The sequence below is a fragment of the Ruegeria sp. SATB045 genome (assembly GCF_059613525.1).
Genome location: NZ_JBXWSR010000019.1, coordinates 192,217 through 204,409, shown reverse-complemented (window position 1 = coordinate 204,409; position 12,193 = coordinate 192,217). Strand labels below are relative to the sequence as shown.

Sequence of the window (12,193 nt, the reverse complement as noted above, 5' to 3'; positions counted from 1 at the left end):
AGGGCCTCATACCCCGCAGACGAAGCGTTGAAAAGAGGTCAGGCGGCCTCGGTCAGGCACCGCTGTAGTAATTGGGAATAGGTCTCGGAGCCCTGAGCGCCTGTTAGCAAGTATTTGCCCCCAAAGACCATGGATGGCACGCCCGAGATTCCACGGCTGGTCCAAAACTGCTGCTTTTCGCGTACCGGCCCTACATGCGCACCCGATTCAAGCGCTGCCTGTGCTGCGTCACGATCCAACCCTGCAGCTTGCACCGCATTCAGCAGTACCTCGGTGTCTGATACATCCAGGCCATCCGTGAAATAAGTTTTGAACAGCGTTAGTTTCAGCGGGTGTTGTTTGCCCTGTGACTCAGCCCAATCCAAGAGTTGGTGAGCTGCGAATGTGTTAACGATCCGGCTGTCGTCGTTGAAGTTAAAGGTAAAGCCAAGTTCGCCGCCGATTTGAACCAAGCGCTCGCGGGCCTGTTGGCTTTGTTCCGCCGTCGAGCCGTATTTCTCGGTTATGTGCTCCCGCAGGTTTTGGCCCTCGGGTGGCATATTCGGGTTTAATTCGAACGGGTGCCACCGGAGGCGTGCCAGAACGTTTTCCTGTTGCAACGCGATGTCCAATTGCCGAAATCCCACGATGCACCAGGGGCAGACCACATCTGATACGATATCCACCTGAATGACGGGGCGTGGGTCTGGTGTGGTCATGTCGGAGGGCTCCTGTTCAGGGCGGTAAGCAAAGAATTCACCGGTACAGATATGAGCAGAAAAAAGGAATTCAATCCGGCGTGTTTTTGAGTCTTCACATCCCGTTCCGCACCGTCTATACGCCCCTCTACCAAGTCACATACAGTGCGGTCGTGGCGGAATTGGTAGACGCGCAGCGTTGAGGTCGCTGTGGGGTAACACCCGTGGAAGTTCGAGTCTTCTCGACCGCACCATCTCCCACTCAGATGTAAGTCGTTTCTTAAGGAAATCTTGTGTAGAGATGCACCAGTTCGGACCGGACTGTGCAAACCTCTATTTCCTGTCTCGCCCGTGCGGTTAGGGATGTGTATGAGTCGGAGGCAAGACCATTCGGGAAAGGTGCAGATGTCTCAGGCCATTACCGTCTTCACGACAATGAAAAACGAAGGCCCCTATATGTTAGAGTGGGTGGCCTTCCATAAATCCCTTGGGGTGGAACACTTTGTGATCTTCACCAACGCTTGTGAAGATGGCACGGACGACATCGCGCGCAGGCTTCAGGATATGGGCGTTGCCACACACGTTCCCAACGAAGTGAAAGAAGGCGGGAATCCTCAGCATCAGATGTTGCGACGTGCACGGCGGCAACCCAAAGTCAAAGAGGCTGATTGGCTGTTATGCCTCGACGTGGACGAGTTCTGGAACATCAGATGCGGTGATAATGGATTCGGGGCTTTGATCGCCGAGGTTGAGGACCGGGCTGGTCAGCCCGTCGATGCTATTTCGTTTGCCTGGAAGCTATTCGGCAGTTCAGGGAATATCAGCTTCGAAGATAAACCGGTGACCGAGGCGTTCTCGATGGCGGATCAGCCTTATCCGTACCATTCGGGTCGGGCGTATGGCCTGAAAACCCTGTTTCGAAACAATGGAAAATTCACGCGTTTCGGGCCGCACCGCCCAAAAGGGTTCGAAGACGAAGCGGCGGCCGACATTGCGTGGTCGGATGCTGGCGGCAAACTGTTTCCAGCGGATAAGGTGGGGTGGCGGGCCTGGCGGGGGTTTGACCATTCGCTTGGGCGTTTGCACCATTATTCGGTTCGGTCTTTGGACGGGTTCCTGATCAAGCGTGATCGGGGAAGAACCAACCATATCCGCGTGGACCAAGGGCAATCCTATTGGACGGACATGAATGCCAATAAAGAGGTCGACCAATCGATCCTGCCTGCCGCTCGCAAGGCTGCTCCGGTTCTTGAGCAACTGAAAGCGGATCCTGAATTGAACAGGCTGCACCAACAGGCCTGCGACTGGCATCGGGCCAAGATCGCGGAAATCAAGCTGCGCCCCGACTGGGTCGAGTTTCGCGGCTGGCTGGCTGAGAACCTGATCTGATAGCCATGGCGGACGACCTTTCAAAAGAACAGCTTCAACCCGAGCATCCCGAGCGTAAGACGGGGTATGAGCGGATCCTTACAGATCCGCCGCCACCGTGGTTTGTCGAGCTTTACCCGGGTGGCGACGGAACGGGGTTCTTGCAGAAACTCGACCGTCATTCGATCCTGTTTCACCAACGCTCGGCGTCACAACTGGTGATCAGCTTTGACAATATCGCTAACGCCAACGACCTGTCTTTTGCGCGCGAACCCTGGGGTTGGAAGTTCTTCCGGGATGAAGGGTGGTCGCATATGGGTGTCTTTGCGCGCTCTAAGGCGTGGTACCGCGATCCTGAAATCATCTCATATTTTCAGGGTAAGGCGGCCGAGGGGTTCTTTGACAGGTTCGACAAAGTTGTATTTGCCGGGGCGTCAATGGGCGGGTTCGGGGCGCTGACCTTTTCCGCACTGGTGCCCGGTGCGACGGTTATTGCCTTCAATCCTCAGACCACGTTGGATGAACGTCTTGTGCCTTGGGAAACCCGATACCGGTTTGGTCAGGTTCAGGATTGGGATTTGCCACTGGGGGATGCTGCGCAAACGGTAGTAAGTGCAGGTCGGGCCTACGTTTTCTATGATCCGTTCTTTGACCTTGACCGACGGCAGGTCGAACGGCTGCAGGGCGACAGTGTTTTTCTATTAAAAACGTGGTTTTCAAACCATTTTGCCGCGCCGATGTTGCGCAAGTTGGACATCCTGAAACCTGTTATGCTGGGGGCGATGGATGGATCGTTAGAGCCGGCGGCTTTTTACAAGATGATGCGCGCGCGTCGCAGGCTACCGATGTTTATGCGGGGCATCGAGGGTATGGCGGGCGACCGTCATGACATGTTGGTTCGGCAAGCGCGTCAGCGGTTTCGCAGTTTGCGCCGGGCTGCAATGGCTGCGGCAGACGACGCATCATGAGCGCTGCGCGTGGTGTCTTCATCGGTCAGCGCCGCGACCGTATGGGGGCGCGCTTACTTATGATGCTGACCTGTATCCGCCTGGCCGAGGATTATGGTACCGACTACCGTGTCAACTGGTTCCCGCAGGGGGCGGACGCGCCAGAGTTGGACCACCCGCACGAGCTGTTCACGCAACAATGGATGGATGTTCATTTTGCAAACGCCGACGACTTTGACGCGCTGAGCAAAGACGCCAAACCGATCTGGGCATTTCAAGGCGATGCAACCCCGGACAAGTTGATCGCGCATCTCGACGCAGGCCGCTCGGTGCTTGTGGAAGAAGGGTTTGAGGTGCTCGCCTTCCCGTGGGAGGATATCGAAGCGATCCGCCCTCGCTATCGTGACTTCATTCACCGGATTGGCTTCACGGATGAACTCCGTTTGATTATGAACCGCGCAGATGAGCGGTTATCGGGGCAGGGGGTTTCAGCCTATCATATCCGGCGTGGTGATATCCTGAATGGCCTACCGTGGAAGCACACGACCTGGCCTGCCAAGATCGAACCTGAGGAGTTCTACGAGGCGCATCTTGAAAAAGCGGCTGGTCGTGCGGCGATCATGTTCTCGGACCAGCCAGAACTGATCACGCGGTTTCAAAGGCGGTTTCCGAACCTGTTGCAAATGTCGGATATCGCGGACGTCTCGGGCATGACACGGGCACAGCGCGACTTTCTCGAGCTTTACACGATGTCGCGCGCAGATCAGGTGGTCGCACCCGTAATCAGCGCCTTCTCAATGGCGGCCGCGCGCATTTCAGGGCGACAGCGCAAAGTGTTTCGCGACGTCCTGACCGAGGACGAGATGTCCGAAGCCTATGAGGCCGTGATCACCCGATTGAACGGCCCCTTGGATAAGTTTTTGAACCCGTCTGAGGCGGCGCATATCTATTCCAAAGTGTTATTCCACTTTAATCGCCTGAATGCCGAAGATCGTACCGAAGAGGCGTCCAGCTTGGGTGATAAGCTGTTACACGCAGGCGCCGATAACGCATTCCTACCGCTTTTGCAGGCCCTGAACCTGTTCTACCAAGGACAATGGGATGCCGCTTTAGGACTTGTGGACGCTGTCTTGCAGGATCCTAATGTGTGGCCCGAAGACCATGCCGTTCTGTGCGCTCTTAAGGCTGCTGCGTTGGGCGAAAAACGCAAGCGCTGGCAGGCGGCGCAAGCGTTCAGCCAGGGATTTTGGGCAAAGCCGATCCGGCCCGATGTTTTGGTCTTTGGGTCGAGGGTGGTGTATCGGGATCACATTTCACTTCGGCTGTTCCCTCCGACCGATTGGGAGTTGCAAAAGGTTATTCGCAGGCCATGGTTCAACTTCAACGCTCACGTTGCACAACGAAAAGTTCTTGTACGGCTGCCATGTAACTTCGATTTTCTGCTTATGGACTGGTGGGATTTGTCGCTGGACCAGAAAGCCCGCAGATTGTTCAGCAGCACACCGCGGTTGCAGCGCCTTGTGGATGGTCTTGCCCGCATGACGGATTTTCCGAACACAGATGTCCGAGTGCAGAGCTTTCACACCGTGCTGAGCGTGCATACAGGGGAAATCACGGCAACCAAAGCGGTCGACTTGATGCGTCGCGTTGTTGCCGAAGCGCCCGAGAACCCTTTGTATCACAAACGACTGGCCGGGCTCTTTGAAGCCGAAGGAGACGCGACCAACGCACGTCTCGCAATGGCAGATGCATTAGCTTGTGATCCAGGTAACCCATTTCTTGTCTTTGCGATGGGGCGCTGCCTTCAACGGATTGGTGCAACAGAACAGGGGCACAAGCAGATTATTCAAGCCGCGGGCATGGACAAGAACACGGCAGCTATTCAGGGCGAAGCCGGGCGCATTCTTCTGCAAAGGGGCGACAGGAAAGCGGCCCGGCTTTATTTGCGGGCTGCGAAAGACTTGTGTCCGACATATCAACGCTTTTCCAACCAACTGCAGCGCGCAGGAGGAGGAGCATCTTGATTTTGCTTGGTTACATTCGGAATTGAACGTAGGAAGTTTGAAAGATCAAAAATGATATGTTCAGCCAGAACAAGGTATCGACAGGGCGATTGGGGCACCCAGGAATGAGCGACGAAAAATCACGGTTTATCAGCATCACCCCCATGAAAAACGAGGGGCCCTTCGTGCTGGAATGGGTGGCGCATAATCGGGCGATTGGCGTTGATCAGATGGTCGTGATGACCAATGATTGCACCGACGGTACAGATGCTTTGTTACAGAGGCTTGATGAGATGGGTGTGGTGACCCATGTCGACAACAACTCTCGTCGCCGGACAAGCCCGCAAAAGCGCGCTTATAACGCGTTTCTTAAGATGGAGATTGCGCGCCCGCAGGACTGGGTGATCGTGATCGACGCGGATGAACATATCAACGTCAAGACGGGCGACAACACTCTGCGTGCGCTGACACAGGCTATTCCGGATGCCAAAACGATTTCGATGACGTGGCGGTTGTTCGGAAATGCGGGAATTGTCCGATATGAGGATCGGTTCCTGTCCGACCAGTTCCGCAAAGCCGCGCCCGAAAGGATTATTCGCCCGCCACAGGCATGGGGCTTCAAGACGATGTTCCAGCGCGGGCTATGGGACGCGCTGGGCGTCCACCGGCCGAAACGCGCGACCGTCGAAACGATGGAAGAGTGTCACTGGTACAACGGTTCTGGCCAGGAAATGCCCGAGCATTACTATGACAAAAGCTGGCGGTCGACACGCGCGTCGGTTGGGTATGAATATGTTCAACTCAACCATTATGCCCTTAAATCCTGTGAAAGTTATCTGGTCAAAAAGATGCGCGGACGGGCGCACCACTTGGGCGAGAGTCTGGGTCTGGAATATTGGAACATGATGAACCAGAACGCGACGACCTGCACATCCATTGACGCTGTTCTGGAGCGTAAGCGCGCGCTGTATTACGAGATGCTGGCTGACCCGGAAATCGCGCGATTGCACCACATGTCTTGTGATCTCCACAGGCAGCAGATCGCGCAGCTACGCGAGCAGCCTGAAATGCAAGAGTTGATGCAGCAAATGACGTCTGTTTCGGCCGAGAATACGGCCTCATGATGCAGTTGTATCCTGACGTCGGAGACATATGATGCTGTGGCTGCATTTGGGTATGCCCAAAACCGGAACAACAGCGCTGCAGGGGTTCTTGCGCGGCAACCAGCCCGTCCTTGATCAGATCGGCTTGCGTTACATGGAAACCGGCCGACGCAGGCTGGACGGTAATCCTCGACTTGCGATCAGCCATAACATCATCGCGTTCCACATGAACCAAAGCGATCAGCCAATGGATCCATTCCGGGCAGGGATGACCTCGGAATTTGATACGCATTCAGGGCAAACCTGTGTCGTGTCATCTGAGATGTTCTATTCCTGCGATTTCGAGAAGCTGGCGCAGGTATTTGCTGAAATTCCGGCGCGCGACCTGCGAATTGCATTTTACTGCCGCCGGTACTCGGATTTTTTCGAAGCCGATTACAAACAACGCGCCAAGAACGGACGCTTACCCGTTGTTGGTACTGATTACATCCGTTCCCAATTGTCCCGAATTGAAGCGGACCCAGCAGCCTTTAGCTTCACGTCACGGGTCGAGCAAATCCGAAAGGCGTTTCCGGGCGTGACGATTGTTCCCTCGGTTTATGAGCGCGAACAGATGACCAATGGCCATGTCGTGGACGATTTTCTGTCGCGGATCGGAACGCCATTGCCAGAAGGATATGTTACAGGGGCACCATCCAACCCGTCGCAATCGCGTGCCGCCAGCGAGGCCTTTGGGGTTGTCACGCGAGCGCTGGGGCGCAAGAAAAGTCGCCAGCTCAGACGATTGATATCCGAAGACCCCGTCATGGTGCGCCGCCACGACGTTTTGGAGCCGGACGAACGGGAATGGTTGGATACCCTTATGTCAAAGCAGGATGTTGCGTTTCAGCAGGAGTTCTTTCCGGATGCGTCGCAGGTGTTCGCACCGAAACAGCTCAACGCGAGCGAACTTGAGTTCCGCCGGGACACTCCGCAGGAATATCAGGCGTTCAGCAAAGCGTCCGAAATCGTCTTTCGAATGGCGCTGGAGAGCTGATCGCGACCTAATCTAGCTTGATTTCCTGACGCTGGCGTCCGGTCGTCTTGTCAAAAATCAGAATGCGGTTGTCATTTGTAACGACGGCGTACCAGTTGCTGCCGATTGTCAAAGCTTGGGCCTTGGCACCATCGGGCAAGGCGATCTCGTCAGGAAGGGTGGGGGTTCTGTCCGTTAGCCGGATGACAATCAGTGCGAATGTCACTAGAACGCCGCCAATCATCACCGCGGTCAGCAGCATGACCATCCGCCGCAGCAGTCGAATCTGCGGCGTTTCCAGCGGTTCTTGAGGTTCGGAAGGGACAGTCATGGGCACTCGCCAGATTGAATTTCACATCGCGGACGATCCGCCGCCTCGTCTTGATAAGGCGCTTTCGCGTGATGTTCCACCCGAGGAAAACCTGTCTCGCACCCGTTTGGGCAAATTGATCGAAGAGGGCGCTGTCCTGATCAACGGGTCCGAGGTGCGCGACCCCAAGGCCAAGGTGTCCGCCGAGGCGGTTGTGGTGATCACAGTAGCCGAAGCCGAAGACAGCCATATCGGCCCCGAGGATATCCCGCTGGATGTCGTTTACGAAGACGCCGATTTGATTGTTGTGAACAAGCCCGCAGGCATGGTGGTGCATCCGGCCCCGGGATCGCCCAGCGGAACTTTGGTCAATGCGCTGCTGCATCATTGTGGCGATGACTTGTCCGGTGTCGGCGGGGTAAAGCGCCCGGGGATCGTACACCGGATAGATAAGGAAACCAGCGGCTTGCTGGTTGTTGCTAAATCGGATGCTGCACATCATGGGTTGGCGACCCAGTTCGAAGCCCACAGCGTCGAGCGTTATTATCGTGCGGTGTGTTACGGTGTACCCGACGCAAACGACCCGCGCTTGCGTGGCGTAAAGGGCGTGAGTTTCGAGCCCGGCAATGTCATGCGTCTGACCACGCAACTGGCGCGACACAAAACCGACCGTCAGAAACAGGCCGTGCTGTTCCACGGAGGCCGCCATGCGGTGACGCGGGCGCGGCTGGTTGAAACTTTTGGCACTCCGGCGGGTTTGGCGTTGATTGAGTGCTGGTTGGAAACGGGTCGTACGCACCAGATTCGCGTGCACATGGCCCATGCGGGCCACGGTCTGGTTGGCGATCCGGTCTATGGCGGTAAGCGAAAACTGGCCGCTAAGGCGTTCAGCATGGAAACCGCAGAGCTTGTTCGTGCATTCCCACGTCAAGCGCTGCACGCCGCTGTTTTGGGTTTCGAACACCCGGTTTCGGGCGAAAACCTGCGGTTTGAAGCGGATCTGCCCACCGATATGGAAAATCTGATTGAACAGCTGCGCAAGCCATTGTCATAATGCGCAAACACTTGTGAGTAACACGTTCTTATCTTTCCTTTATCAATCGTTAATCCCAAACTGTTAACGGTACCTCTTGAACGGATGGGGATGACCTCCCATATCCTATGTTAACAACTTAAACATTTGTCGGAGGGACATGAATTATGGCAAATTACGCAAATCTCCCCGCGCCGACGCCGGAAGGCGGACTGAACCGCTATATGCAGGAAATTCGCAAGTTTCCCCTGCTTGAGCCAGAAGAAGAGTACATGCTCGCCAAGCGCTGGGTTGAAGAGCAAGATACTGAATCGGCTCATAAAATGGTCACGTCGCACCTGCGTCTGGCGGCCAAGATCGCCATGGGCTATCGCGGCTATGGTCTGCCGCAGGCCGAGGTGATTTCCGAGGCCAATGTCGGCCTGATGCAGGCCGTCAAACGGTTCGACCCGGAAAAAGGGTTCCGTCTGGCGACCTATGCGATGTGGTGGATTCGCGCCTCGATTCAGGAATACATCTTGCGGTCTTGGTCGCTGGTGAAACTGGGCACGACCTCGGCGCAGAAAAAGCTGTTTTTCAACCTGCGCAAGGCCAAGGCGCGTATCGGCGCGTTGGAAGAGGGTGACTTGCGCCCCGAGAATGTCGCTCAGATCGCCAATGATCTTGGTGTGACCGAAGAAGAAGTCATCAGCATGAACCGCCGGATGTCCGGTGGCGATGCCTCGCTTAACGCGACCGTCGGTTCCGAAGGCGAAGGCACCATGCAGTGGCAGGACTGGCTTGAGGATGAAGACGCTGATCAGGCAGGCGACTATGAGGCGCGCGACGAGCTGGACGCTCGGCGTGAACTGCTGGCGGCCGCGCTGGAGGTTCTGAACGACCGCGAGAAGGACATTCTGACCCAGCGCCGCCTGATGGATCAGCCTGTGACGCTGGAAGAACTGAGCACGCAGTATAACGTCAGCCGCGAACGTATTCGTCAGATCGAAGTACGAGCGTTCGAAAAGCTGCAAAAGAAAATGCGCGATCTCGCGCGTGAGAAGGGAATGCTGGGCCAGATGTAATCAGGCCGGTGTGATTAAAAGCCCGCCTGTCTCGGCGGGCTTTTTTTATTGGGTCAACTGCTGGCGAAACACGCGAACCATGTTCTCGCCCATAACCTTGCGGATTTGCGCCTCGGTCAGACCTTCGCTCAACAGGCCCGAGGTCAGCGCCGCAAGTTCAGATGTGTCAAACGCGGTCTCGACCGACCCGTCGTAATCCGACCCAAGCGAGACGTGATCTTCCCCAACAGTATCGACTGCCGCCTTGATCATCTTGGCCACGCCTGCAGGGGTGATATCTCCGCAGGTTACGTCGGCCCAGTATCCCATGCCTATTACGCCTCCGGTGGCCGCGATCTCTTGCATCAGATCATCGGGAAAGTTCCGTTTGACGGCGCAGAAGCCGTGTAGCCCGCCATGGCTGACTATCAGTGGAACGTCCGTCATCGCGATCACATCCCGTGCGACCAGAGGGCTGGAATGGGCAAGGTCGATGACGACGGGCATTTCGGCCAATTGGGCAACAACGTCGCGACCGAATTCCGTCAGTCCGGTGTTCGCCTGTCCGTGCAAAGATGCGCCCAATTCATTGTCAAAGAAGTGCTGAAGGCCAAACACCCGATGTCCGGCTTCAAACAGGGTATCCAGATTTGTCAAATCCCCCTCAAGCGCGTGGGCCCCTTCGATGCCGAGGATACCCCCAACAACGGCTTGGCCGCTCGCACGAGCGGCCAGCACGTCCTCTAGATCACTACGGGATTTGACAACTTTCAGCTTTCCATCCGAGGCCGCCTCGAACTGATGCAGCTTTTCAGCTTGATAGACTGCGCGCTGCATGAGGCTGTCCCAGGTTCGAAGCGGCCAAAGCTGCCCGATCGCCAGGAGGGTGATATTGTCGAACGCATCGGCCGAGTTGGCCTCATAGTTCTGACCAGCAGGGGATTTCGTGACCGCGGTGAAGACCTGCAGGGCGACGTTTCCTTCGATCAGTCGGGGGATGTCCACCTGTCCTCGCGTACCGCGTTCGGTCAGGTCGCGACTCCATAGCAGGGGGTCAGCGTGCAGGTCGCCTACGATTAAAGTTTCGTGCAACGCGGCGGCTGAATCTGTCACTGGGTACGGCGCGTGGTCGATGACGTTGTTGCGTTTGCCTTCGATATAGGGTGGCAAAAAAACAAAGAAAATCAACAAGCCAGCGGCCATTGCTGTTCCTGTCAGCCCGCCGACCCATTTAAGAAATCTGCGCATTCCCGGTTCCTTTCAGTATGCGATGTCAGCTTACGTTCGTTTGAAGCAGATAAAAGCCTGACTTCGCGTCCAGACGTTGCTAGAACAGCAGAGATTTTGCCGTTAGCGATAACGATGTTGCGAGAATGTGGGAGGGATCAATGCAAAAACCTGTTCAATGGGGTGTACTGGGCGCCGCGAATTTCGCGCGTCGGTTCATGGCACCGGCCATTCACGCAGCGGACGGGGCGCGGTTTGCCGGATTGGCGACGTCCAGCCCGGAAAAGGCCGAACCTTTTCAGGCGTTTTGCCCGGACCTGACCGTTTACGACAGTTATGATGCGATGCTGGCTGATCCGCAGATCGAGGCGGTTTATATTCCATTGCCGAACCACATGCATGTAGATTGGTCTTTGAAGGCGCTGGACGCTGGCAAACATGTGTTGTGCGAAAAACCGATGACCATGCAGGCACATGAGTTTGACGCCTTGATCGCTAAACGGGATGAAACCGGGTTGCTGGCGGCCGAGGCTTATATGATCGTGCATCATCCACAGTGGCAGTTCGCGCGCAAGCTGATCGCAGATGGCGCGATTGGTAAGCTCGTGCATGTGACGGGGGCGTTCAGTTTTGACAATCGTGCAGAAACCGAAAACATCCGCAATCGTGCGGAAACCGGTGGCGGAGGGCTGCGCGACATTGGTGTCTATGTGATTGGCAGCGCACGGTTCGCTACCGGGCAGGAACCGGTGTCGGTACAATCTGCAATCCGGTGGGAGAACGGTATTGATGCCTTCACCGAAATTCGTGCTCAGTTCCCTGATTTTACATATTCCAGTTACGTTTCGATCCGTATGCATCCCCATCAAGAGATGGTCTTTCACGGCGAGGGCGGCGTTATCCGACTGACGACACCGTTCAACGCGCGAGTCTTTGGCGAAGCACGCGTCGAACTGCATCGTCCGGGGCTTGAGGTTCAGGTCACACGGTTCCCCGGTGATGATCACTATAAACTGCAGGTCGAGGCATTCTGTCGTTCAGTGCGTGAAAGGGCGGATTATCCTTGCTCACTTGAGTTTTCACGAGGGACGCAAGAGGTGATTGACCGCGTGTTTGAAGGTGCATTGCCGCTCTGACTTGCCACACATGGGCCCCGTGACTTAATCTGGTCGCCACCCAAACAGGAGGCGACCAATGGCTGGCGGCTGGGCGCGTGACGGCGCGGTAAGTGAACAGATCGAGGCGTCGATATCCGACGAACTGGCCCGGATGCAGGCGCAAAAGCGCCACCAGGGCGAAAGCCTGACCCATTGCGCAGAATGCGAAGAGCCGATCCCCGAGAAACGCAGACTTGCCTTGCCGGGGGTGAAACTCTGTCTGGATTGCCAGCAGGATAGGGACGGTGCGTTCAAAGCGCGGTCCGGGATCAATCGGCGCGGGTCCAAGGACAGTCAGTTGAAATAGTCC

At 56.1% G+C, this 12,193-nt stretch carries 12 protein-coding genes and 1 tRNA gene; 10 read left to right on the top strand and 3 right to left on the bottom strand.

Translation table 11 applies throughout. From position 1 onward, the window contains the following. Nucleotides 1–38 precede the first annotated feature (38 nt). Nucleotides 39–698: a DsbA family oxidoreductase gene (locus AC2FNR_RS06440; protein ID WP_496848452.1), complete on the bottom strand. Its 660-nt coding sequence runs from the start codon at nt 696–698 to the stop codon at nt 39–41. A 146-nt stretch (nt 699–844) separates the two neighbouring features. On the opposite strand from AC2FNR_RS06440, the gene AC2FNR_RS06435 reads away from it, so the two are divergent. From AC2FNR_RS06435 to AC2FNR_RS06410, 6 genes are all read left to right on the top strand, one after another. Continuing rightward, nucleotides 845–931 (top strand) — tRNA-Leu (locus tag AC2FNR_RS06435). A gap of 151 nt (nt 932–1,082) precedes the next feature. Further along, the gene (locus AC2FNR_RS06430) at nt 1,083–2,066 is read left to right on the top strand and encodes a glycosyltransferase family 2 protein (RefSeq protein WP_496848451.1); all 984 of its coding nucleotides are present in this window, start codon (nt 1,083–1,085) and stop codon (nt 2,064–2,066) included. Between the two features lie 5 nt (nt 2,067–2,071). Beyond that, the gene (locus AC2FNR_RS06425; protein WP_496848450.1) at nt 2,072–3,013 is read left to right on the top strand and encodes a hypothetical protein; all 942 of its coding nucleotides are present in this window, start codon (nt 2,072–2,074) and stop codon (nt 3,011–3,013) included. Beyond that, nucleotides 3,010–5,016, top strand: a complete 2,007-nt coding sequence (locus AC2FNR_RS06420) for a tetratricopeptide repeat protein (protein WP_496848449.1) — start codon at nt 3,010–3,012, stop codon at nt 5,014–5,016. Before AC2FNR_RS06425 ends, AC2FNR_RS06420 begins: the two co-directional genes overlap by 4 nt. Nucleotides 5,017–5,120: 104 nt before the next feature. Next, nucleotides 5,121–6,119 carry a glycosyltransferase family 2 protein gene (locus AC2FNR_RS06415; RefSeq protein WP_496848448.1) on the top strand — a complete coding sequence of 333 codons (999 nt, stop codon included), beginning with the start codon at nt 5,121–5,123 and terminating at the stop codon, nt 6,117–6,119. A 31-nt stretch (nt 6,120–6,150) separates the two neighbouring features. Beyond that, a complete protein-coding gene (locus AC2FNR_RS06410) occupies nt 6,151–7,134 on the top strand; it encodes a hypothetical protein (protein ID WP_496848447.1) in 984 nt (327 codons plus the stop codon). 7 nt (nt 7,135–7,141) lie between these two features. On the opposite strand, the gene AC2FNR_RS06405 is transcribed toward AC2FNR_RS06410, so the two are convergent. Then, entirely contained in the window at nt 7,142–7,444 is a 303-nt protein-coding gene (locus AC2FNR_RS06405; protein WP_170352830.1) for a DUF6476 family protein, read from the bottom strand. On the opposite strand from AC2FNR_RS06405, the gene AC2FNR_RS06400 reads away from it, so the two are divergent. Beyond that, nucleotides 7,443–8,477: an RluA family pseudouridine synthase gene (locus tag AC2FNR_RS06400; RefSeq protein WP_496848446.1), complete on the top strand. Its 1,035-nt coding sequence runs from the start codon at nt 7,443–7,445 to the stop codon at nt 8,475–8,477. The two genes, AC2FNR_RS06405 and AC2FNR_RS06400, sit on opposite strands and share 2 nt — an antisense overlap. 146 nt (nt 8,478–8,623) lie before the next feature. Then, a complete protein-coding gene (gene rpoH / locus AC2FNR_RS06395; protein WP_170750687.1) occupies nt 8,624–9,520 on the top strand; it encodes an RNA polymerase sigma factor RpoH in 897 nt (298 codons plus the stop codon). A gap of 45 nt (nt 9,521–9,565) precedes the next feature. Here the strand turns inward: rpoH and AC2FNR_RS06390 are convergent, their stop codons facing one another. Continuing rightward, the gene (locus AC2FNR_RS06390) at nt 9,566–10,747 is read right to left on the bottom strand and encodes a dipeptidase (RefSeq protein WP_496848445.1); all 1,182 of its coding nucleotides are present in this window, start codon (nt 10,745–10,747) and stop codon (nt 9,566–9,568) included. Nucleotides 10,748–10,887: 140 nt separating this feature from the next. Here AC2FNR_RS06390 and AC2FNR_RS06385 point away from each other — a divergent pair, with 140 nt between their 5' ends. Together AC2FNR_RS06385 and AC2FNR_RS06380 are read left to right on the top strand one after the other, a co-directional pair. Continuing rightward, entirely contained in the window at nt 10,888–11,862 is a 975-nt protein-coding gene (locus AC2FNR_RS06385; protein ID WP_496848444.1) for a Gfo/Idh/MocA family protein, read from the top strand. A 58-nt stretch (nt 11,863–11,920) separates the two neighbouring features. Next, on the top strand, nt 11,921–12,190 hold the full coding sequence (locus AC2FNR_RS06380) for a DksA/TraR family C4-type zinc finger protein (protein ID WP_480867370.1): 270 nt from the start codon (nt 11,921–11,923) through the stop codon (nt 12,188–12,190). The last annotated feature ends 3 nt before the right edge of the window (nt 12,191–12,193 follow it).

What these genes read in the sequence shown, in the direction of transcription:
- AC2FNR_RS06425 (WP_496848450.1), top strand. Translation starts at nt 2,072, where the DNA reads ATGGCGGACGACCTTTCAAAAGAACAGCTTCAACCCGAGCATCCCGAG.
- AC2FNR_RS06415 (WP_496848448.1), top strand. Translation starts at nt 5,121, where the DNA reads ATGAGCGACGAAAAATCACGGTTTATCAGCATCACCCCCATGAAAAAC.
- AC2FNR_RS06420 (WP_496848449.1), top strand. Translation starts at nt 3,010, where the DNA reads ATGAGCGCTGCGCGTGGTGTCTTCATCGGTCAGCGCCGCGACCGTATG.
- AC2FNR_RS06405 (WP_170352830.1), bottom strand. Translation starts at nt 7,444, where the DNA reads ATGACTGTCCCTTCCGAACCTCAAGAACCGCTGGAAACGCCGCAGATT.
- AC2FNR_RS06390 (WP_496848445.1), bottom strand. Translation starts at nt 10,747, where the DNA reads ATGCGCAGATTTCTTAAATGGGTCGGCGGGCTGACAGGAACAGCAATG.
- AC2FNR_RS06440 (WP_496848452.1), bottom strand. Translation starts at nt 698, where the DNA reads ATGACCACACCAGACCCACGCCCCGTCATTCAGGTGGATATCGTATCA.
- AC2FNR_RS06385 (WP_496848444.1), top strand. Translation starts at nt 10,888, where the DNA reads ATGCAAAAACCTGTTCAATGGGGTGTACTGGGCGCCGCGAATTTCGCG.
- AC2FNR_RS06380 (WP_480867370.1), top strand. Translation starts at nt 11,921, where the DNA reads ATGGCTGGCGGCTGGGCGCGTGACGGCGCGGTAAGTGAACAGATCGAG.
- rpoH (WP_170750687.1), top strand. Translation starts at nt 8,624, where the DNA reads ATGGCAAATTACGCAAATCTCCCCGCGCCGACGCCGGAAGGCGGACTG.
- AC2FNR_RS06410 (WP_496848447.1), top strand. Translation starts at nt 6,151, where the DNA reads ATGCTGTGGCTGCATTTGGGTATGCCCAAAACCGGAACAACAGCGCTG.
- AC2FNR_RS06400 (WP_496848446.1), top strand. Translation starts at nt 7,443, where the DNA reads ATGGGCACTCGCCAGATTGAATTTCACATCGCGGACGATCCGCCGCCT.
- AC2FNR_RS06430 (WP_496848451.1), top strand. Translation starts at nt 1,083, where the DNA reads ATGTCTCAGGCCATTACCGTCTTCACGACAATGAAAAACGAAGGCCCC.